This window comes from Hymenobacter guriensis (genome assembly GCF_015773195.1).
Lineage (GTDB): Bacteria > Bacteroidota > Bacteroidia > Cytophagales > Hymenobacteraceae > Hymenobacter > Hymenobacter guriensis.
The window spans coordinates 362,269-384,330 of sequence record NZ_JADWYK010000001.1; the positions used below are offsets into that span (position 1 = coordinate 362,269).

The window sequence follows — 22,062 nt, forward strand, 5'->3', positions numbered from 1 at the left end:
GTGTACTTTCCGTTGTCGGGCTTCGGCCGGGGTAAACCATAAAACCACGCAAATAATGCGGCAGAAGCCGTCTGGCTGGCCTATTTTTGCGCCGCCGGGCGTGGGGCCGGGCAAGTAAAAGCACTGGGAATTGCTGTTTCGCCGCGTGGGTTTTCGTTGGATTTTTTTAGGGCTGCTGCTCGTGGCCGGCGGGCTGCGGCCTTCGTGTGTGCGGGCCCAGGCCGGGGCGCCGCTGCTGCGGGAGCTGGTGTTGCGCACCGATACTGCCAGCTACCAGCTTAGCCGCCACGTGCTGGCCGTGAAGGGCGAGCCGCACCTGTACTTCACCTACCGCCGCGACGACGAAACGGCCGACCTGCTGGTATATCCGCAGCCCGATGTGCGCAAGCCGCTACGCCTCGTGCGCTCGGCCGACTTCCAGCTGCTCGACTCGCTCACGCTGGCCGCCGACGGCACGCACTACCGGGCCAAGCTGCGCTTTCGCGACCTGACAGCGGCCCAGTTTCTGCGTTTCACCTTCACGGCCCCTGCCGATACGGCGGGCCGCCCGCCCCTGTCGCAGACAGTGAATCTGCTGCCCGTCACGCGCACCACGCTGGAGTTCCGGCCCACCGACACGGAGCTGTTTGTGGGCGAGGAAAAGGTGTTTGACATTGGCAGCAACAACCCCAAAAACGTGCGCACCACCGGGGAGTGGACGCGCGGCCAGGATATCGACTACCGCCTCACCCAGGAAAAAGGCCAGCTGCGCCTGCACGTGCTGCCCAACAACGTGGGCACGCGCATCCTCACTGTGCGCCCTCAGACGGAGAAGCCGTTTCTTACCGACAACAACCGCCGCCTGAGCTACGCGCTGCCGCCCATCCGGCAGGATTTCACGGTGAAAGCCTCGCGCCTGCGGTTTCTGAGCGTCGATAAAAAAGAAATTACGCTGGTAGAGGCCACCCGCCGCCAGGGCGTGGAGCTGATCCTGGACAACGGCCGCACGTTTGACCTGCGTCGCACTTACCGCATCGAAGACCAGGAGGAGCCCGGCGGGGAGCTGATTGCCGAGCTCTACATCCGCCAGTACCTCACCAACGACCGAGTGCTGTGCTGGCTGCGCGTGTATAACACCCACCGCCAAACCGACAGCTACCTCTACATCAAGGAAAACGACCAGGCCAAGTACGTCACCAACTTCAATATCTCGCCCAAAACTACCATTACGGCCCTGAGCGTGCGGCACCGGGGCGGCGACTGGACCAACAATAACGCCGTGAACCCCGGCGAAACGGTAGACGTGCGCCTGGATGGGGAATCGTTGCAGCGGGCCCGGTTTCACTTCGAGGACGTGCAGGTGGTGCCTTCCGATTCCAGCATCCGCTCCGATGCCTCCGTGGTGTACCGCGTGCAGATTCCGCTCACCAGCGACAAAAAGCGCATCAACATCTTCAACGCCGGTCAGCCGACGGGCTTTGCGCTGGCCGTGCGGGAGTTTCAGCGCCCCCACCCGCTCGATTTTGTGAGCATCACGTTTGGCGAGGCGCCGCGGCCCGTCACGCGCTTCAACGGCCCCATCCTCTACGACCGCACCATTTCGGACGTGGTGTTCAGCTTCAACGCCGGCGGCATCGATACCGAGCAGCAGCTCTACGGCAAGCAGTACCTTACTTTCGACATTCGCACCCAAAACAGCAAGGGCGAGCTGATTGAGATGCGCACCGTCGACAACGTGGTGGTGTGCCCCGATGGCACGTCGGTGCGGGCCGCATTTTACCAGGACAAGCAGTGCCAGGTGGGCAACATCAGCCTCAACAACCTGCTATCCGCCCGCAAAACCCACGATCTGGACGACTGGAGCACCATCATCATTACAGTGCGCCACACCCAGAGCCAGTACCAGGAGCCCGGCTTTTCGCAGAAGCTGGAGCTGGTGCTCAAGCGCAAGATAAAGTTTGACATCGATGTGAGCTTTCCCGGCGGCCTGCTCACGCGCAAGCCCGGCGACACGGGCTTCGGCTCGTTTGGGGGCATTTCTCTGGCCATGCTGGGGCAGCTGAGTTTCTATCATCCCGAGAAAATCAACCGCCTGCGGCCGTATAAAGTAGGGGCCGGCTTCGTGGCCCTCAACGCCTTCAACCTGAACAGCAGCGACACCTCCGTGGAGCGCGACCTGGGCATTGTAATTCTGGGCTCGGTGTACCCCACGCGGCGGGAAGCCAAGCTGTCGTTTCCGCTGTACCTGGGCGGGGGGTGGCTGCTTTCGCGCGGCAAGCCCTTCTTCCTGTTGGGGCCGGGCATTGGGGTGCGGCTGTAAGCCGGGCGTTATCCTTCGAAAGAAAACCGCGTTTAAAGCAAAAGCCTGCCCCGCACCGGACAGGCTTTTGCTTTCCCTATAACCGTTGCGTATGTCCGCTACCGAATCGGCGCCGGTTTCCCTGCAGCCGGAAGCTTCCTCCAGTCGCCTGCCGTTGTATGTTTCCCTGGGTTTGGTGGCCGCGCTGGTGGGCTGCTACTTTCTGTGGCCCGCTTTCCACGACGCCGTGCGCGAGGCATTCACCATCCTGACCAGCGGCGACAAGCCCCGTATTGCGGCCTGGGTAAAGCAGTTTGGGTTCTGGGGGCCGGTGCTGGTGGTGCTGGCCATGGTGGCGCAGATGTTCCTGGTCGTCATCAACAACGTGCTGCTGATTCTGGTGGCTATTCTGGCCTACGGGCCGTGGTGGGGCTCGTTGCTGGCCTGGGTGTCGGTGCTGACGGCTTCCTCGGTGGGTTACTTTCTGGGCCGGGGGCTGGGCGGGGCCTTCGTGGCGAAAATCCTGGGCCACAAAAACGCGCAGAAGGTGGAAGAGCAGATTGGCCGCTATGGCATTGGGGCCGTGTTTATTGCCCGGCTCACCCCGGTTATTTCCAACGATGCCATCAGCTTTGTGGCGGGGTTGGGCCGGCTGGGCTACCTCAAGTTCATTTCAGCCACGGCCGTAGGTATCCTGCCGCTTATCGGGCTGCTGGCTTACCTGGGCGAAGATACCGGGCGCCTGAAATCGGGGCTGCTGTGGGTTTCGGGCATCAGTCTGCTGCTCTTTGCGGGCTACATATTCTGGGACAAGCGCCGCAACCCGCAAGCCGCCCAAAAGCCCGACGACGGACGCCCCCACCCCGCCGGGCCTCTCCCCCGCCACACGCCGCTACGGCGCTGAATGGCAGAATGGTTCAATGGTTGGCTGGCTGAATCGTTGACTTAGCAGCCATTCAACCAGCCAACCATTCAGCTTTTCAACAAGCGGGCCTTTCTGCACCTTATTCCTTTACAATCATACGAGTAGAGGTGCGTTTGCCGTCGGCGGCGCGCAGCACGTAGGAGCCCGCGGCCAGCCCCTGCAGGCTGACGGTAGCACGACGTCCCGGCCCTACCTGGGTGGTACGCACGATGCGGCCCAGCAAATCGTAGAGCGTGGCAGTAGCGGCGGCATCAGCCGTGATGGTCAGCTCATGCCGGGCCGGGTTGGGATAGGCCGAAAAGCCGGGCAACGGAGCAGCTTCCTCACGGTTGGCCAGCACGCGGGAACCCTGCGCAAACCATACGCCCCACCGGGCCTGGTCTATCAGCCCCTGCGCTTCGCCCGCCGCTTTCACCTTGCTGGCATCCAGGGGTGCGTAAGCCAGGATTTCTTTGCCTTCCAACGATTGGGCCGTGAATAGGAGCTTGTCATCCAGCTTGCTGAAGCAGGGCGTACCGGCTACCTCGCTGTTGGAGAAAACGATGCTGCCGTCGCCGGTTTCCAGGTTCAGGGCCATAATAGAGAAAGGCGTGTCGCCGCCGTCGGCATCCAGCACGTCGAAAGCCATGATGTAGGGGGAGTTTTTTGCCAGCACCGGGTTGCCAATGCTCAGGCCGGCGGGCAGGCTCTGCACCAGCTTCTCGATCTGGCCGGTGCCCCAGGTCTTCTTCTTGTTGTCCCACACGTGCAGGAAACCAATATCCCAGAAGTCGATTTCGCCGCCCGAGGCATTGGGAATCACGTTGTAGGAATCGTACACCACAAACTGGCCCGAGAAGTCCCACTCCAGCGCGTCGGCGTAGCGCACTCCGGTGCCCTTCACCCCACTGGAGTTGGTGGGGTTGTAGAGCATAAAGCGGGCAGCTTTGCTTTTGGCCAGATCGAAGACGTAGATGGAGGTGTCCTGGTCGATGGTCACGGCGGCCAGCTTGGTGCCGTCCTTGGAAATGGCCACGTTGTGCCAGATTGGGTCACTTTGCACTATCGATTCGCTGATGGTGCTGCCCAGCTGCAGGGCGCGCAGCTTGTGGTCCCCATCCACGAACACCGCCACCGTGCCTTTGTCGTTGATACTGGGCCGCGAAAGCACCTCAGTGTTCGTCAGGCGCGCGAAGTCACTGGCGTCGGTTTTGGCCAGATACAAGCTTCCCTGCACGCTGGCATCGGTGTTGAGCAGCAAAATGTAGTCCTGGCCGGGGTTGGCGGGCTGGTCTTTGGTGGTGTTTGTGGGCGCGCTGCCCACAATGCCCACCGCGTCGAAGGCAGCTTTGGCAGCCGTCACCTCCGGTGAGCTGGCTTTGTACAAATCCGTAGCGGCCTGAATGACGCCCAGGCGCAGATCCAGAAACTGCGAGGAGCGGGTGAGGTAGGTGTTGAGGGCACGGTACCACACTTTCTCGGCGTGCTCCCGACCGATGGCCGTAGCAAATTTGTAGAAGGCCCAGTTGGGAATGCCGCTGTTGATGTGCACACCTCCGTTGTCTTCGGTGCCAGTATACAGCTCGGCCATGGTGCGGGGCTGGTAGCCGCGGCTGTTGAGGTTGGTGCCGCCGTTGTGCGGGTCCTGCAACGAGCGGAGCGCCCCACTTGGGAACATGGATTTCAGCACCACGTCCTCCCCTATCGTCCAGTCGTCGCGGTCCATCATGGCCCCGAACACGTCGGCCATGCTTTCGTTGAGGGCACCGCTCTGGCCTTTGTATTCGAGGTTGGCCGTGCTTTGCACTACGCCGTGGGTCATTTCGTGGCCCGCCACATCGAGGCCGCCCGAGAGGCTCCTGAAACCGACGTTGCCCTCGCCGTAGGCAATGAGCTTGCCGTTCCAGAAGGCGTTGTCCATGCCGCTGCCATCTTCCTCAGCCAGGCGCACGATGGACAGAATGGTTCCGCCGTTGCCGTCGATGGCGTTGCGGCCGTGGGTGGTGCGGTAGTAGGTGCAGGCCACGCTGGCGTTGTAATGCGCCGATACGGCGGCTTTCAGCGCCCAGACGTTGTTGCTGTTGGCTACGTGCGTGAGGTTGAGCTTAGCCGGAGCCGAGTTGTTGGCGTCCAGCGTAAGCAGCGCCCCGGCCGGGTCGTCAGGCATCGTCGATTTGCCTAGGTTGAACATGGGCTGCGTGCCGTCGAGCATGTAGTAGCCCGAGCCCACCTGGTAGGTATTGATGGTGCGCGTTACCCCGTTCAGGTCCTGGGCTTTGGCCGTGCGGGGGCCATCCGCCGCGCACGACGACTCGTATTGCTCCAGCACCCGCCCGGAACCAGCATCCACGAATGACTCCCATTGCTCCTTAAAGGAAGGCCGTGTGGTGATGTGCCAGGCCAGCACCGGTGGCGCCTGTGGCGTGGTGTGGTACACAATCAGCTCCTTGGCAGGTCCAGCGTAGTCCAGCAGCCTGCGAGCTGCTTCCGACAGCCCGGTTACGCGGGTTTTGGCGCGCAGGGCCGCTTCGGCAGTGCCCGCAGCTACCTCGCCCGATAAAGCTGGCGTTACGATTTTCAGCTTTGCCGGCGAGGCAAAATAGCGGCCGCTGAACAGCTGCGGCTGGCCGGCCGCGTTGGTGTGTACTATTACTTCGCTGCCATAAACCGGCAGGCCCTGCCAGCGCTGCTGCAGGCGCACATGGGTCTGGCCCAGTTCGTCGCGCACCATGCCGCGCACTACAAACTCCTGCCGGGGCTCCTGCACGCGCAGCTCGGCGCGCAGGCTCTGCAAAAACTCCAGACTGGCGGCGGCCGGGGCCAGCGGGGCCACACTCCGGCGCTGGCTGCTGCCCGTTACCTGAATAAACAGCGGCAACCCCGTGTCAGGAGCCCGCAGAACCTGTGCCGCACTGAGGCTGCTACCAGGGGCGCCCGTGCGTGGCAGCGCCTGAAGGCGGGCCGCCGGACGGGGGCCATCGGCTGCCAGCAGTTGAGTGGCAGCAGCGGGCTTAATTACGTCGGTGGCGGGCCTGGTTCGGCCGGCTGAAGTGGGGCGCGGAGCTTTGAAAGTGGGTTTGTTGGTTTGACCCAGGGCGGCGCTGGTAATGCCAAGCGCTGCCAAGGCGGCGAGCAACGGTACGGAGTGTTTCATAGCTGTGAAGTGCAGAAGCGGCGTTCAAAATTGCTTCAACAAAATTCAGCTACTTCATCAGACAGTACAATCACATATAGATGTGAGCCAGCAACTTGCCACTTCCGGGTTGCTGGAAGTTACACTGGCAAACCAAAAAAAGGCTCCTCAAAAGGAGCCTTTTTTTGGTTTACTATCACCCCATTACTCACCCAGACGGCGCTTCAGCTCGCGGATCTGATGCTCCAGTTCAAGCGTGCGGAAGGTTATCTTGGCTTCCAGGTCGCTGTACGACCGTTCCAGCTGCTCCTGTAGCTGCTTTTGCTCGTTTACATCGGTGCAGGTACCAAACCACTGGGTTATTTGTCCCTGCTCGTTGCGAATGGGCTTGGCCAGCCCCAGGAACCACCGATACTGCCCATTCAGGCCTTTGAAGCGGTACTCAATCTCGTAGTCTTCGCCTGTAGCCAGGCAATGGCTCCACACCTGCCGGGCGCGGGCCTGGTCGTCGGGGTGCAGCAGGTTGTTCCACATTTCCTTGCCCTGGCTTTGCTCCACGGTGTAGCCGGTGTAGTCGATCCAGCGCTGGTTGAAAAACGTGTGAAAGCCCGCCGGATCCGTCAGCCACACCATCTGCGGAATAAACTCGATGACCGTCTGGTACTGCTGGGCCTGCTGGCGGATGTGGGTGATATCGGTGATGGTGCCCACAAACCGCACGGCTTTGGTGCGGGCCTCATCAAAAATGGCCTGGCCGGTAGCCCGTAGCCAGCGCACCTGGCCACCATCTTCCAGCCCTACCGTGCGGTACTCAATATCGTACTGACCACGGCCAGCGGGGTCCAATGCCTTCTGCACCACGGCATCGGTGGCGGCACGGTCGTCGGGGTGGAGGCCGGCCAGAAACCGGTTGTAGTCGATGGGCGCGTCGGCGGGCAGCCCGAACAGCTCTTTGCAGCGTGCCGACCATTGCAGGTCGCCGGTCAGGGGGTTGAAGTCCCAGGTGCCCACGCCGGCCGCTTCCACGGCAGTTTGCAGGCGTTCAAAGTTGGAGGAAGCAAGTAAATCAGACATAGCGCAAAGGCAGAGAGCAGGCGGGCTTAGGGCTGGGTGAGCTGGACTTCCATGCCCGAGAGGAAGTACAGGTTAAGCTGACTGTAGAGGCCATCGGCGGAGCGCCGCAGACGAGTAATGAGGGCGCGGGTGGTTTCCTGCGCTACTTCAATTTCCAGGTAGGGGCGCTGCATCAGCTCGTCACGCTGTACCGACCAGGAGCCGCCCTCGGTATGCTGAGTGGCTTCGAGCTGCAGCTCACCCGGCAGCAGGCGCACGCGCGTGGCCTGGGCCAGCGTACTGGTGGGGTCCGTACGATTCAGCACCCGATCTGCCACGCGCCAATCCCCGTTGAGGTATTCCTCCGGCAGCTGCTGCAGGTTGACGTCGAAAAGCAAATCAGTCATAGAAGAGGATAGTGGTTTGCCGTCCTGCGGCTCCCACGAAAGTATAGAGGAGCTGATCAGAAGCCCAACCGCTCCTGCTTCAGCAAAGTCAAGGAATCAAAACCCGGCGGGCTGCAAAAAGTTCAGGGCTTTGTACCCGAATACTGTAAATCCCCGCAGCCAGAGGCCGTTGCAGAATCCAGGTGTAGCCCTGCCGCAGCTGCTGACCAGTAGCGGTGACCTGGGCGCACACCCGCCCTAACATGTCCGTCAGCTGTACCACACACTCGCCCGGCGCCGCCCCAACGCGGATGGTAAATTGGTTGGCCTTGGCTTCGTAGACTTCCAAGCGCAGTTCCTGTACAACAGAAGCTCCAGTAGCCGTTACACTACCCGGCCCGGCTGGCAAGCTCACGTACAGCTGCCCCAGCTCGGTGAGCTGCCCGTAGTCGCCGAGGAGGTTGATATTGGAAATTTCGCCGTTGCGGCCCGAAAACCATGCGTAGCGGGCTACGCCCGGCTCATTTTCCAGGTAGTTTACGGCCGCCTTCATATAGTCCTTCTGCTTAGCCAGGGTGATTTGTGCGTGGGGCAGGTCGCCGCAGGCAAACTCAGTGAGCCAGATTGGTTTATCGTACTTTTTAAAGCGGCCGATATACCACTGCAGCGCCCCTAAGTCGCAGGCGTACCAGTGCACGGCAATGTAATCGACCTTGCAGGTAGGGCAGGCCGCGAAAAACGCATCGAGGTAGTCGACGGGGTCCGTAAACTTCTGGCCGTTTTCGGTTACACAGTCGCCGCAGTAATTCACGGCGGGCGAGGCTAGTTTCAATCCCCGCTGCCGGGCGGTTTGCTCCAACTCCTTCCAACGGGCCGCCGCTACGGTGGGCGGTATATTGGCCTGGGTCAGGAAGTTAGGCTCGTTGAAGCCTAACAGGGTTTTGGTGTCGTACGGCAGCGTAAAAACCAGATCATTGGCCTTGGGCGTGCCACCCCATACCATGGGCACAAACTCCACCCCGGCGCTGCGGTACATATCCTTTACGGCATTTTCGGGCGTGGGCGCCCAGTTGTACCACCAGCTGATGCCCGGTGCCAGAACCCGCAGATCGGCGGCGGTATGCTGGCCGTAGGCCAGGCCGCGCTTCGGGCTTTTCGCGGTTTGGGCATAGGTCGGGGCACTCATTCCCCCAACGGCCAGCAGCAGCCACAGCAGGTAATAGCGAATAGATAGCATGACAGGCTTGCGCTGTTTGATTCACGTACTGCAGGGGCCCGACGAAGGTACGTAAAGGCCGCTTACCGCTGCTTGGCTCGGCCATCAACGCCCCATTCAGCTGCGGCAACCGAAAGCCACGAAGACGCCGGAAGTTGGTCAGCACGGCACAGAGCTCAGAGCTATAGCAGTGGCGGCCAGCATGGGCAAGAGCAGGATACCGAACATTGGGTATAACAACTCCGCCGCTTCCGGAATGCCCAGAGGCACCGGGAGCCAAACCATTTGGCTGGGAATGAATTCAGGGTTTTGCCATTGCCTGAAGCAGATTCAGGTAACGGCAAACTCCGCCCCTACACCGCAGGGCTAATCCCAGGCAAATGGGGCAGCGCAGGCCGCGTCGTTGTTGCCGGGGGAGTTCACCTGCACGCCTACCGTGTATTCGTGCATCAGCTCAGCCGCGTGGGGGCGCAGCAGTTGTAAGTGTTCCCGAGCGCCGGTGTGGTCGTCGAGCCAGGCCAGCTCCGCCTCGCGGCCGGGCAGAATCACGGGCATCCGGTCGTGGATTCCGGTCATGAGCGTGTTGGGCTCGGTGGTGATGATGGTAAAGGTAGGCTCAACCTCTCCGGTTTCGCGGTTCACCCATTCGTCCCAGAGGCCGGCCAGCGCAAACGGCTGCTCGGTGCGCAGCAGTATGCGGTGCGGCACTTTGGGACCTTTGCTGCCCGTAGCAGGCCGCTGCCACTCGTAGAAGCTGTCGGCCAGCACCAGGCAGCGCCGGCGCTGCAGCAGCTGCCGGAACGAGGGCTTCTCGGGCAGCGTCTCGGCGCGGGCGTTGATAGGCTTGGGCGCCGCTTTCACGTCCTTCACCCAGGCCGGCAGCAACCCCCACTGAAACAGCTGCACCTTGCCCGGCTCCGTGTTGGTGATGATGGGCAGGCGCTGGGAAGGCGCGGCATTGTAGGTAGGCGCCACATCCGGCGGCACGGAAGCCTCAAAGCGTTTTTCCAGGATGGAAGGGGGAACAGTGAGCGTATAGCGGCCGCACATAAAGCAGGAGAAATAGGAACCCAGCCCCCACGGCTGGCTCCTCTGCTTACGGCTTTCAGGGAAGCACTGTTCGATATCGGCCCAGGTATACGGCCGGTTACGCACCCATTTCACAGCCCACAGCCAGCAAAAGAAAAAGCCCCGCTTCCGGGCCGGAAACGGGGCTTTCTGCAGAGAAGGAGGGATTCGAACCCCCGGAGGTTTAACCCTCAACGGTTTTCAAGACCGCCGCAATCGACCACTCTGCCACTTCTCTATCTCACTATAACAGAGTTGAAATGAGGTGGGAAACACGTACCAGAAGCACGAGTTCAACACTTCACTCATTCACTGTTGCAGAGAGGGGGGGATTCGAACCCCCGATACCCTTGCAGGTATAACGGATTTCGAATCCGTCGCATTCGACCACTCTGCCACCTCTCTAAAGGTCCCGATTGAGTGATTGGGACGACAAAAGTAGTCGGCGCCGCTGCTTAGCGCAAGCCGGCCGGGCGTTTTTTTTCGGCCCTAGGCTGATTTTTGCACTCCGCCCGGAGCTACCGCCTCACCTTTAACCACATAGCGCTTCAGGCGGCCCGTCACGGCGTCGATGCTCACGTTCACCTCGAAGCCCACGATGAGCGTCATACACACGAAGTCGAGCCAGACCATGAAGCCCACCAGTGCCCCAATGGAACCGTAGAAGTGGTTGTAGGAGTCGAAAATCTTGATGTAGAGGATGAACAGCGCCGATACCAGAAATATAAGCAGCGTGGCCACCACCGCCCCGGCCGACAGAAACGGCCACCGGTCCTGCACGGCCGGCACGTAGTAGTAAATCAGGCAGGTGATAAACAAAAACAGCCCCACCACCGAGCCGTAGCGCAGCAAAGCAATGAGCAGCGCCGTAAGCCGCTCGGGCACAATCTCATAAAACACCAGCGTATCAATAATATACGTCCCAAAGAAGATACCCGCAATGGCTACAATTAGCACTGTGGCCAGCACGATGGTGAGTAGCGTGGCAATGACGCGCTTGCGCAGGTACGTGCGGCGCTTGAAGGTATGGTACTTCTTGTCGAAGGCATCGAGCAGGGCCATGATGCCATTGGAGCTGAGCACCAGCGCCGTGCCGAAACCAAAAGAAAGCAGCCCCCCGTGCGGAATGTTCACGATGTCCTCAATGGTATCGGCAATGACCACGTACATGCCCTGCGGAATCAGATCGGAGAGAAACTGCAGGATGTCTAGGTTCAGGTTGGGAACCGGGATGTAGGGAATGAGCGTGAACAGGAAGATGATGGTGGGAAAGATGGCAATGGTGAAGTTGAAAGCCATGTAGGAGGCCCGCTTCGTTACGCTATCCAGCTTTAGCTCCAGAATCATGTGGTCCACTACCTCATACACCGAAGCCTGCCCGCCGTTGAAGCGCAACCGCTTGAGCCACACCATCAGGCGGCGGTAGGAGCGCCCCCGACGAACATCGGACACGCGGTAGCGGCGGGGCATTCGCATGAGCATGGCTCTCGGGTTAACTGGTTTTCTTGGTTGATGGCTGAATAGCTGACTTGTTGACAGAAAGCTGTATAGACAGAAGTGCTTATTTCACCTTCCCACTATCCAATAAGTCAATTATCTAAGCAGACGACCATTTACCCCTTCAGGAAAGCCGCCGGGGCCGGGGCGTCTGAGGGGTTGGCGGGCGGCATGAGCGGGCTATCTAGGTCGTCTTCGGTGAAGTAGGGCGCCAGCTTGGCCTGGATATCGGCGGGCATGGGCACGGGGCGACCGGTCGTGGTATTCATGAACACCATGAGCGTGTGGCCTTCGGTGAGCAGCTCCTGGGCTTCGTTGTAGATTTCGTACTCGAACAGCACCCGGGAGCCTTCGGCGGGCTGCTTGAGCAGCAGGCGCACCGTGAGCAGGTCGTCGTAGCGGGCCGGCCGACGGAAGCGGGTGCGCACCTCCCCTACCGGCATGCCCACGCCATCGGCTTCCATATCCTTATAACGGATGCCCAGCTGGCGGAACGCCTCCGTGCGGGCCACCTCGAAGTACGCGGCATAGTTGCCGTGGTACACGTAGCCCATCTGGTCGGTTTCGGCGTAGCGCACGCGGATCTGAGTGTCGTGTTGATACATTCTGTTAATCTGCTAATGTGAGGGAATGTGCTGATTTGCTAATGTGGGAAGTGTGCTGTCATCATACTATTTAACACATCAGCAAATTCTCCTCATTAGCACATTATCAAACATTATTTCATAATCCCGTTACGGCTCAGGGCGGCCTGGTAGCGGCGGGCATTTACGAGGTGCTCCTGCTCGTTACGAGCAAAGGCGTGGTAGCCGCTGAAATCCTCCTTAGCGCAGAAATATAGGTACTGGTGGCTTTCGGGGTTCAGCACGGCGTCGATGCTGGCAATGCTGGGCAGATTGATGGGGCCGGGCGGCAGACCCGCGTACTTATACGTGTTGTAAGGCGAGTCTTTCTGCAGATGCACGTTCAGCACGCGCCGGATGCCGAAATCCTGGTTGGCGTACACTACCGTGGGGTCGGCCTGCAGCTTCATGCCGCGCCGGAGGCGGTTGAGGTACACCCCGGCCACGCGGGGCCGCTCGTCGGCGTGCTGCTGCTGCTCGGCCTCTACAATGCTGGCCAGCGTGCTTACCTCAGCCCGGCTGAGGCCCAGCTTTTCCCGCTTGGCGTCGCGGGCTGGGGTCCAGAACTTGTCGTACTCCTGCTTCATGCGGTGCAAGAGCTTATCGGCCGAAGTGTTCCAGTAGAACTCGTAGGTGTTGGGGATAAACATGGTCAGCACCGAGGTAGTATCGAAGCCCAGGCTGCGGGTGTAGGCGGGGCTACGCAGCAGCGAGTCGAGAGTGCGAGGCTGCACATCCACCTGCGCGGCCAAGCGTTTTACCAGGTCTTGGCGCAGGCGCACCGTATTGAAGGTTAGCTGAAGCGGCGACTGTGAACCGCTCTTCAGAATGTTGATGAGCTGACGGTTGGTGAGGCCGTTTTTAAGGGCGTAGTTGCCTGGCTTCACAGCTCCGGGACGGTCGTACTTCATCATGCGGGCCACAAAGTGTAACGACATTTTATCCACCACGGCGCCAGTGGCTTCGATGCGCTTCAGGGCCGTTTTCCAGTCGCTCCCCCGCGGAATGAGCACACTCACCCGCGCGGCTTTAGTTTCGATGTTGGGCGTGAAGAAAACCTGGTAGAAGTAGTAAGAGAAGGTGATGAGCAGGATGCCCAGCACACCCACGGTGTAAGCGAAGCGGTTGCGGCGGCGCAGGGCCTGGGCTTTGTAGTCGATGCGGGGTTTGGCCATACGGCGGCAGCACGGAAAAATGAAGTAATCCAAAGACAATGCTATTTCCGGTTGCGTAACCGGACGAAGCGGGTAACTTTAGGGCTCGAAATTACAGCTTCTTCTTTCACCTTCTTTCTTTGTTTATGTTGCACCCTTACTCTCTCGGCATGGTCGCACGGCGTTTTGCCCTCGGCATGCTCGGTCTCACATTCGCTACAGCGGCACAGGCACAGCTTGGAACCTATTCTTTTGGCACGACCACGCCTTCTACGGGCGACGAGGCTACTTATGCTGTAGATGCTCAGCCCACGAATGCTACCTTCTCGCCTATTTCCCGCGGAACCGGTGTAACGCCTTCGGGCGCGGGCGGCACGTTCTCAGCTCTCGGCTGGACACTGGGTGCCACCCCCGATGCCACTGACTATTTCTCCTTTTCTGTTACGCCCGCTGCTGATCATAAGCTGGACCTGACCAGCATCACGCTGGACGAGCGTCGTTCCGGAACTGGCATTGGGGAGTGGGTACTGCGTTCCAGCCTGGATAATTTTACGGCTGACCTCATCAAAGTAACCGTGCCGGATGAGACACTTGTTCGAAACAAGAAAATTGACCTGCCGGCCGCATTTATGGGCCTAACTTCTGCCGTGGAGTTCCGCTTCTACGGTTACAAAGCTGAAGCAGACGCGGGCACCTGGCGCCTTGACAACATTAAGGTTGATGGCACGGTAACCGGCGGCGTGGTAACGCCCACCGCTCCAGTAATTTCCTTCGGCACGGCCGCTGTGACGGTGGAGGAAAACGTGGGCAAGGTGAACATTCCGGTGAAGCTGAGCGCCGCCAGCACCCAGGAAATTACCGTGGATGTGGTAATTGCCACGCCCGCTGGCACGGCCACGTCTCCCGACGATTTCACCTTCACGAAAACCAAAGTTACGTTCCCGGCCAACTCCACCGCTGAGAAGACCGTGGAAGTAACCATCGTGGACGACAACGTGCAGGAAGCCGCCGAAACCATCATCCTCGGCCTGGAAAATGCTATGCCAGCTGATGGTGCTACTATTGCCTCAGGCACCAGCACCATCACCATTGCGGCCAATGATGTCCCAACGGTAATTTCGGTGACGCCGATTTCCACCCTGACGGTAAATGACGCCGCTGGCGTACCCGTTCAGAACGGCCAGATAGTAAAAGCTACGGGGGTTATCTATGGCCCCAACCTGCGCACGGCTGGCGGCTACCAGTTTGCGCTGATTGATGCTACTGGTGGTATTGGTATTTTCTCCTCCGCCAACATTGGGGACCTCACGCTGGCCGAAGGCGACTCGGTAGATGTAATGGGGACCTTGGGGCAGTTCAACGGCCTAACCCAGATTACCGCTACGGCTATTGAACGGTTCCGCCAGAACGCTGCTCTGGTAGCCCCACGCGTGGTAACTGCCGTGGGTGAAGGCGAGGAGTCGGAACTGATTAAACTCACTCCACTGATGCTGGCAGATGCTTCCAAATGGCCTACGGCTGCCACCACGGCTTCCGGCGTCAACGTAGATGCCAAGGATGCCGCCGGCAACACGTTCCAGCTCCGTATTACCAAGGCTAGCGGCCTGTACACCATGCCTGCTCCCACCGGCGCCTTCACGGTAACTGGCCTAGGCGGTCAGTTCGACAGCGCTACGCCGTTTGATACGGGCTACCAGATTTTCCCCCGCAGCATGGCTGACATCGTGTCCATCGAAACGGCCAACCGCGAGCCAGCCTTCGGCCGCACGGTGCAGCTCTACCCCAACCCTGCCGCCAACCAACTGACCCTGAAGTTGGGCACGGTTGGTCGCGGTGCTACGGTGGAAGTGCTGAGCCTGCTGGGCCAGCGCATCAGCCGCACCACGGCTACTGGCACTCAGGCTGAGCTGAACGTAGCTGCCCTGCAGCGCGGCACTTACCTGGTGCGCATCACCACCAACGAAGGCTCGGTAACGCGTCGTTTCGTGAAGCAATAACCTATCTGGGTTTGTTTCGCGTAAGAAAGGCCCCGGCGCTTGCCGGGGCCTTTTTGCTTTCATCCGGGCCGCCACCATCGAAAAAATTCCGGCCTGGGTAGCAGGTTTATGCGGCCGCTGCTACCTTGCTTCACTCCGCCTACCTCCACGGCTGACCGTGTTCCGAATTGGTTTTACCCTCCTACGCTTTCTGCTTATGTCTGCCACGCTGCTCCGCATTCATCCCGACAACCCGCCCCAGAACCGCATTCAGCAAGCCATAGAGGTGCTGCGCAACGGGGGCGTCATCATCTACCCCACCGACACTATTTACGGGCTAGGGTGCGACATTCATAATGCCCGGGCCGTGGAGAAGCTCTGCCGTATCAAAGGCGTGAAGCCCGACAAAGCCAATTTGTCGTTTATATGCTCCGACCTTTCGCACATCACCGACTACGCTAACGGCATTACCACGCCGGTGTATAAAGTACTGAAGAAAGCCCTTCCGGGCCCATTCACGTTTATTTTTGAGGCCAGCACCAAGGCCCCCAAGTACGGCGGGGTGAAGCGCAAAACCGTAGGCATCCGCGTACCCGACCACAACATCTGCCTAGCTTTGGTGCGGGAGTTGGGCAACCCCATCGTAAGCACCTCCGTGCACGACGACGACGAAATTCTGGAGTACAGCACCGACCCCGACCTCATCTTCGAGAAATACCGCCCACTGGTAGACTTAGTTATCGACGGCGGCTTTGGCAACAACATTGCCAGCACCGTCATCGACTGCACCGACGAGGACTTCAGCATCATCCGCCAGGGCGCCGGCGACATTGAGCAGTATCTGTGAGCTAGTGAAACGGGTAGTTGGATGTTCTGGCCGCGCAAGTGGCGCCGGCTGAACATCCAACTACCCGTTTCACTAGTTCACTATCTCACGCTTGTGTTTCCAGCGACGGTGCGACCAGAGGTAATCGGCAGGAGCCCGCCGAATGTCGCGCTCCAAGGCACGGGCAAAGGCCTCGGTTATCTGGTGCTGATCCGGGTCCAGCGCAGACTGACCGTCGAACAACTCTTCCAGCACCACGCGGTAGCGGCCGCGTTTTACCCGCTGAATACTCACGTACACCACGGGCAGCTGAAAATGCGCTGCCAGTCGGTCGGCACCCGTGTAAAAAGCCGTATCCTGGTGCAGCAGCTGCGTCCAGTAGCGGTTGGTGGGGTTGCTGGGGCTCTGGTCAGAGAGCATGCTGAGCACCTTCTGCCGGTTGCGGTTAGCGGCCATAAAGCGGATGGTCTCGCGCATGGTCACCAGCTCGGCCCCGGTGCGGGTGCGTAGCTTGTACATGAACTCGTCGAAAAACGCGTTGTTCAGCGGCTGGTATACGCCCACGGCCGGCACATCCAGCTGCAGCTGCCCGGAAGTCAGAATCCATTCCCAGTTGCCAGCGTGGGAGCCTAGAGCCAGCAGTGACTTGCCTTCCTTCAGGCGGTCCGTAATAATGTGCTTGTTGGGATACTCCACCCGGCGGTTAAGCTGGGCAGGAGTTGCCTGGCGCAGCCACAGGATTTCCACCATCAGCTGGGCAAAGTGCCGGTAAAACCGGCGGGCCAATTGCCGATGCTCCGCCTCGGTTTTTTCCGGAAAGGAATTGCGCAGGTTTTCCAGTACCACGCGCTGGCGGTAGCGCAGCACGTAAGCCATCAGGAAATACAGCACTTCGGCCAGGCCATACAGCAACGGCAGCGGCAAAGCCGCTAGGGCGCGCAACAGCCAGTCGAGAGGCCGGAAATACCACGGGTAGGTTGCCGCAGCAACGGGTGAACTCATAGGCGAATGGAGGCCGCAGCCGGGGCGTACGTATCGGGCTGCCGCAGCACCCGGGTGGTTTTGCTGGCCAACAGCTTGTTTTTGGCCCCGCGAACTTCCACAATTAAATCGTATTCCCCAGCGGGCAACTTCGTAATGTCCATATCCACCAGGATAAGATGCGGAGAACCTGACACGCCTTTTGCCGTGCCGGTGCCCGCTGCCGCGTCCTTGGTACCGCCTACCAGGCGCAGTCGGTATTTTGTCGTCAGCGTCTGCTCAGTGGGGGCGTTGTATAGCTCAGCATAGGCAAAAAGCTGGTCGGCGCCGCGCCCGTAGAGGCCGCCGGGCGTGCGGATAAGCAGGTAGCCGCCCCGGTTGAAGTTGGTATCGGCGGGGGAGCGGCTGGGCGCTTTGGCCAGCACCGCTACGTCGCTCAGGCGCAGGCCGGGCTGGTCGAACTGCATGAGCAGCGGCACATCCACGATGCGGTTGCCGCCGGCTTTGTACTGGTCGCGCACCTGCCCGCGCACGGTGTAGGTGCCATCGGGCAGCACCACGCGCTTCTGAAAGCTCATCGGGTTTTTGATGGCCTGCGTGGTATCCTTCAGCACCGGCGGCTTCAGCTTAATAACTTCGCTGTATACAATCTGCCCATCGGCCTTCAACACTTCCAGCGTAAGCACGGCCGAGGCCTGAAATGCTTTGGGGGCGCGGCGCTGGTACGTGAGCGAGTTGCCATCCACGGTGGCATACAGCTCCAGCACGCCGCCCTTCCGGCCGATGTCCAGGTTGCGGAACGCGGCCAGATCGAGTTGCAATTTGGGAGGAGCTGCCTCGGCAACCACTGCCAGAACGAGGGCCAGCAATACAAGTATATAATGCTTCATGTCAGGATGGCGGAAACGAGTCAGGAAATTTTACGCTAGGCAATGCGGCTAACGCCCGTACTTTGGCCTGGGTTCCCGGTTGCGGGGCCCAATACCTGCCGCTTATCAAGCCAGCATCATGCCCGTTTTATTTGAACTCCAATATAATCCGCCCGCAGCATTTTTTGCCGAGCTGCCCGGAAACGATGTGCTGCTGCTGGAGCGCCACGAGCATTACCACAAGCAAACCTACCGCAACCGCTGCCTGATTCTCACGGCCCAGGGCGTGCAGCCGCTTACCGTGCCCGTTGTTGATGGCAACCGCAGCGAGAAAGTCCTCATTAGCGCACTAGAAATCGACTATCGGCAGAACTGGGTGCACCGCCACTGGCGTACTTTGCAAACCGCCTACGGCAGCAGCCCGTATTTTGCCTATTACGCCGACTATCTGCACGATATTTACGTACAGAAAATCCCGTTACTTTTCGACCTGAACCTGGCGCTGCTGCACCTGCAGCTGCGCTGCCTGCGGCTTCGGATTCCCGTGGAATTCACCGCCGCCTATCACCCAACCTACTCCCCCACTGCCGTGCGCGACCGGCGCGACTGGCTGACACCTAAAGCTCCTATTTCCCCGGAACCTGACAGGACGTCGGTACGCCCCTATCCCCAAACGTTTGGCGCACCGTTTGTATCTGGCCTGAGCATCCTGGACCTGCTGTTTATGCAGGGTCCGGCCGCCGGCAGTTTTCTCGTGTAGGGTTTTTGCCGTTCTCTTTTTCCCCTTCCGAACCCTGGCCCGTATTTGCCTGTTTTCAGGTAGCGGCGGCCCGGCCCGCTTTTCGTCCGCCGCGGCGTATCACTTGCGGGTTTCCCTTTTTCTTCACTACTTATCTGCATGGAAGCTAAATTCTCAAATCGAGTCAAGGAGGTTATATCCTTGAGCCGGGAGGAAGCCATCCGGCTCGGGCATGACTATATTGGCACCGAACACCTATTGCTGGGCATGATTCGCGAAGGCGAAGGCACTGCCATCGGCTTGCTTAAAAAGCTGGGCATTTCCGTGGACGAGCTGAAGTATGCGCTGGAGCAGGCTACCCGCAACACGGCCACTCAGGGCACCAGCATCACCGGCTCTATCCCGCTCACAAAGCAGACCGAGAAGGTTCTCAAGATTACTTACCTGGAAGCCAAAATCTTCAAGAGCGAAATCATCGGCACGGAGCATCTGCTGCTTTCCATTCTGCGCGATGAGGACAACATCTCTTCTCAGATTCTGGCCAAGTTCAACGTTAACTACGAAGCAGTGCGCGACTCCCTCGACTACCGCGGCAACGCCGCCGGTCCCTCCGCCGGTCCTTCTGACACCGACGACGACGACAACGACAAACTCTTTGGTTCTTCTTCGAAGTCGGGCAGCAGCGCGGCCGCCAAGAAGCCCGGCGAGAAGTCGCGCACTCCGGTGCTCGACAACTTCGGCCGCGACCTGACCAAGCTGGCCGAAGACGACAAGCTCGACCCCATTGTGGGCCGCGAAAAGGAGATTGAGCGAGTAGCCCAGATTCTGAGCCGCCGCAAAAAGAATAACCCCATCCTCATTGGTGAGCCCGGCGTAGGTAAAACGGCCATTGCCGAAGGCCTCGCCCTGCGCATCATCCAGAAAAAAGTGTCGCGCGTGCTTTTCAACAAGCGCGTGGTGACGCTGGACCTGGCCTCACTGGTAGCGGGCACTAAGTACCGCGGCCAGTTTGAGGAGCGCATGAAAGCCGTGATGAACGAGCTGGAAAAGTCGCCCGACGTGATTCTGTTCATTGACGAGCTGCACACGATTGTAGGCGCGGGTGGTGCTTCCGGTTCGCTCGACGCTTCCAACATGTTCAAACCGGCCCTGGCCCGCGGCGAAATTCAATGCATCGGGGCTACCACGCTGGACGAGTACCGGCAGTATATCGAGAAAGACGGCGCCCTGGCTCGTCGGTTCCAGATGGTAATGGTGGACCCCACCACGCCCGAGGAAACCATCGAAATCCTGCACAACATCAAAGACAAGTACCAGGACCACCACCACGTCGTGTACACCGACAAGGCCATTGAGGCCTGTGTGAAGCTGTCAGACCGCTACATGTCGGACCGGTTCCTGCCCGACAAGGCCATCGACATTCTTGACGAGGCCGGGGCCCGCGTGCACATCAACAACATTGTGGTGCCCGAGGATATTCTCAAGCTCGAAGAGCAGATTGAGAACATCAAGGTGGAGAAAAACCGCGTGGTGAAGTCGCAGAAATACGAGGAAGCCGCTAAGCTGCGCGACACGGAGAAGAAGCTGATTGATCAGCTCGACCAGGCCAAGAAGGACTGGGAAGAGGAGACCAAGAAGAAGCGCTACACCGTGAAAGAGGAAAACGTGGCTGAGGTTATTGCCATGATGACCGGTATTCCCGTGAGCCGCGTAGCCCAGAACGAAAGCTCCAAGCTCCTGAAAATGGGCGAAGAGCTGCAGGGCAAGGTAATAGGGCAGGACAAGGCCATCAAGCAATTGGTGAAAGCCATCCAGCGTACCCGCGTGGGCTTGAAAGACCCCAAGAAGCCCATCGGCTCGTTCGTATTCCTGGGCCCTACGGGTGTAGGCAAAACCGAACTGGCGAAGGTGCTGGCTACCTACCTCTTCGACAAGGAAGATTCGCTGGTGCGGATTGATATGTCGGAGTACATGGAGAAATTCAGCGTATCGCGCCTGGTGGGCGCACCTCCCGGCTACGTGGGTTACGAAGAAGGCGGTCAGCTGACGGAGAAAATCCGCCGCAAGCCCTACTCGGTGATTCTGCTCGACGAAATCGAGAAGGCCCACCCCGACGTGTACAACCTGCTCCTGCAGGTGCTCGACGATGGTATCCTGACCGACGGCCTGGGCCGCAAAGTGGACTTCCGCAACACCATCATCATCATGACCTCCAACATCGGGGCGCGTGATCTGGCGGACTTTGGCGCGGGCATCGGCTTTGGCACCAAGGCCCGGCAGGAAAACATGGACGAGCTGACGAAGGGCACCATCACCAACGCCCTGCGCAAAACCTTCTCGCCCGAGTTCCTGAACCGTTTGGACGACGTTATCGTCTTCAACTCCCTGGAGAAGTCGGATATCCACAAGATCATCGACATCAGCCTCAGCAAGCTCCTCTCGCGGGTGCAGACGCTGGGCTACCGCGTAGAGCTGACGGAAGCCGCCAAGGACTTCGTGGCCGAAAAAGGCTTCGATCCCAAATACGGCGCACGTCCGCTCAACCGGGCCATCCAGAAGTACATCGAAGACCCGATTGCCGAGGAAATCCTGAAGGCTCAGGTGGTACAGGGCGACGTCATCACGGCCGACTACGAGGCTGGGAAAGACGAGCTGACGTTCTCGGTGAGCAAGAGCGGTGAGGCACCCAACTTGGCCAGCGACGAGCGGCCCGCTGAAAAGCCCGAAACGGGTGACGACGCGGACGCCAAGAAGTAGACTTCTTGGTTTCAAGTACAAACGGCCGGTTTCCGCAAGGGAGCCGGCCGTTTTTGTTTACTTGCTGGAGCTAATCCCGCTGGGCAAATTTTTTACGCTGCTATGATACCGTTTCGTGGATGCCTGTTATTCGTAACCGCAATGCTACTGGCTGGCGCATGTGCTGGCCAGGCAATTTCCAGCTCTCTGCCTTATACCCCCAGCTTGTTGTGGCAAGAACCCGCAGTAGCAACCGGAGTTGCCCCGGCTTTTGAGCCATCTGCCCGGCTACAGGGTGTGCAGGGCTTGGATGGCGTAGTGTACTGGGTGTCGGCCGACAAAGAGTCTATTACAGCCTATCACGAGCAACAGGTATTGTGGACTACCAACGTAGTGAAGGCCTGCAACCGCGTAGTTGGCCCGCCGGTTATTAGGCGTCTTGTTTTCAGCTCCGGTATACTATTCATTTTCGTCGGCCAGCGGACATACGCTGAGCTAGATCGTAAGACGGGGAAAGTGGTGATTACGGGAACAGATCCTAGCTAACGGACCGTATTCAACAGCCAGAGAAGAAAGCCGCCGTGCCCAAATTTAGGTGCGGCTTTTCTATGGCCGGGCATTAC

The 22,062-nt window shown here is 59.6% G+C and carries 16 protein-coding genes and 2 tRNA genes; 6 read left to right on the forward strand and 12 right to left on the reverse strand.

Annotated features, from left to right (window positions below; genetic code table 11):
* Positions 1 to 145 precede the first annotated feature (145 nt).
* Positions 146 to 2,299 (forward strand): hypothetical protein, encoded by a 2,154-nt coding sequence (locus I5L79_RS01495; RefSeq protein ID WP_196953245.1) that lies wholly within the window; start codon positions 146 to 148, stop codon positions 2,297 to 2,299.
* A 91-nt stretch (positions 2,300 to 2,390) separates the two neighbouring features.
* Positions 2,391 to 3,182, forward strand: coding sequence for a TVP38/TMEM64 family protein (locus tag I5L79_RS01500; RefSeq protein ID WP_196953246.1), 792 nt, complete (start codon positions 2,391 to 2,393; stop codon positions 3,180 to 3,182).
* A gap of 100 nt (positions 3,183 to 3,282) precedes the next feature.
* Here the strand turns inward: I5L79_RS01500 and I5L79_RS01505 are convergent, their stop codons facing one another.
* The 10 genes from I5L79_RS01505 to mltG form a co-directional block, all read right to left on the reverse strand.
* Entirely contained in the window at positions 3,283 to 6,336 is a 3,054-nt protein-coding gene (locus I5L79_RS01505; protein ID WP_196953247.1) for an LpqB family beta-propeller domain-containing protein, read from the reverse strand.
* A gap of 183 nt (positions 6,337 to 6,519) precedes the next feature.
* Positions 6,520 to 7,389 (reverse strand): PAS domain-containing protein, encoded by an 870-nt coding sequence (locus I5L79_RS01510; RefSeq protein WP_196953248.1) that lies wholly within the window; start codon positions 7,387 to 7,389, stop codon positions 6,520 to 6,522.
* 26 nt (positions 7,390 to 7,415) lie between these two features.
* Positions 7,416 to 7,775: a hypothetical protein gene (locus I5L79_RS01515; protein ID WP_196953249.1), complete on the reverse strand. Its 360-nt coding sequence runs from the start codon at positions 7,773 to 7,775 to the stop codon at positions 7,416 to 7,418.
* An 88-nt stretch (positions 7,776 to 7,863) separates the two neighbouring features.
* The gene (locus I5L79_RS01520) at positions 7,864 to 8,991 is read right to left on the reverse strand and encodes a glycoside hydrolase family protein (RefSeq protein ID WP_196953250.1); all 1,128 of its coding nucleotides are present in this window, start codon (positions 8,989 to 8,991) and stop codon (positions 7,864 to 7,866) included.
* Positions 8,992 to 9,336: 345 nt separating this feature from the next.
* Complete coding sequence (locus tag I5L79_RS01525) at positions 9,337 to 10,020, reverse strand: SOS response-associated peptidase (protein ID WP_196953251.1); 684 nt, start codon at positions 10,018 to 10,020, stop codon at positions 9,337 to 9,339.
* Between the two features lie 171 nt (positions 10,021 to 10,191).
* Positions 10,192 to 10,276: transfer RNA gene (locus I5L79_RS01530), tRNA-Ser, on the reverse strand.
* Positions 10,277 to 10,356: 80 nt separating this feature from the next.
* A tRNA-Ser gene (locus tag I5L79_RS01535) sits at positions 10,357 to 10,443 on the reverse strand.
* Positions 10,444 to 10,527: 84 nt separating this feature from the next.
* A complete protein-coding gene (locus I5L79_RS01540; protein ID WP_231402663.1) occupies positions 10,528 to 11,520 on the reverse strand; it encodes a YihY/virulence factor BrkB family protein in 993 nt (330 codons plus the stop codon).
* Between the two features lie 131 nt (positions 11,521 to 11,651).
* Positions 11,652 to 12,140 carry an acyl-CoA thioesterase gene (locus I5L79_RS01545; RefSeq protein WP_196953252.1) on the reverse strand — a complete coding sequence of 163 codons (489 nt, stop codon included), beginning with the start codon at positions 12,138 to 12,140 and terminating at the stop codon, positions 11,652 to 11,654.
* Positions 12,141 to 12,253: 113 nt separating this feature from the next.
* Positions 12,254 to 13,333, reverse strand: a complete 1,080-nt coding sequence (gene mltG / locus I5L79_RS01550) for an endolytic transglycosylase MltG (RefSeq protein ID WP_196953253.1) — start codon at positions 13,331 to 13,333, stop codon at positions 12,254 to 12,256.
* A gap of 125 nt (positions 13,334 to 13,458) precedes the next feature.
* On the opposite strand from mltG, the gene I5L79_RS01555 reads away from it, so the two are divergent.
* Together I5L79_RS01555 and I5L79_RS01560 are read left to right on the forward strand one after the other, a co-directional pair.
* Positions 13,459 to 15,309 carry a T9SS type A sorting domain-containing protein gene (locus I5L79_RS01555; RefSeq protein ID WP_231402665.1) on the forward strand — a complete coding sequence of 617 codons (1,851 nt, stop codon included), beginning with the start codon at positions 13,459 to 13,461 and terminating at the stop codon, positions 15,307 to 15,309.
* A gap of 196 nt (positions 15,310 to 15,505) precedes the next feature.
* Positions 15,506 to 16,135, forward strand: coding sequence for an L-threonylcarbamoyladenylate synthase (locus tag I5L79_RS01560; RefSeq protein WP_196953255.1), 630 nt, complete (start codon positions 15,506 to 15,508; stop codon positions 16,133 to 16,135).
* 72 nt (positions 16,136 to 16,207) lie between these two features.
* Here the strand turns inward: I5L79_RS01560 and I5L79_RS01565 are convergent, their stop codons facing one another.
* Both I5L79_RS01565 and I5L79_RS01570 read right to left on the reverse strand, forming a co-directional pair.
* Positions 16,208 to 17,116, reverse strand: coding sequence for a lysophospholipid acyltransferase family protein (locus tag I5L79_RS01565; protein ID WP_231402667.1), 909 nt, complete (start codon positions 17,114 to 17,116; stop codon positions 16,208 to 16,210).
* Positions 17,113 to 17,985 carry a hypothetical protein gene (locus I5L79_RS01570; RefSeq protein ID WP_196953256.1) on the reverse strand — a complete coding sequence of 291 codons (873 nt, stop codon included), beginning with the start codon at positions 17,983 to 17,985 and terminating at the stop codon, positions 17,113 to 17,115. The genes I5L79_RS01565 and I5L79_RS01570 overlap by 4 nt, the downstream gene beginning before the upstream one ends.
* Positions 17,986 to 18,103: 118 nt before the next feature.
* Between I5L79_RS01570 and I5L79_RS01575 the strand changes: the two genes are divergently transcribed.
* On the forward strand, positions 18,104 to 18,724 hold the full coding sequence (locus I5L79_RS01575; protein WP_196953257.1) for a WbqC family protein: 621 nt from the start codon (positions 18,104 to 18,106) through the stop codon (positions 18,722 to 18,724).
* Positions 18,725 to 18,862: 138 nt separating this feature from the next.
* Entirely contained in the window at positions 18,863 to 21,460 is a 2,598-nt protein-coding gene (locus tag I5L79_RS01580; protein ID WP_196953258.1) for an ATP-dependent Clp protease ATP-binding subunit, read from the forward strand.
* Positions 21,461 to 22,062 lie beyond the last annotated feature (602 nt).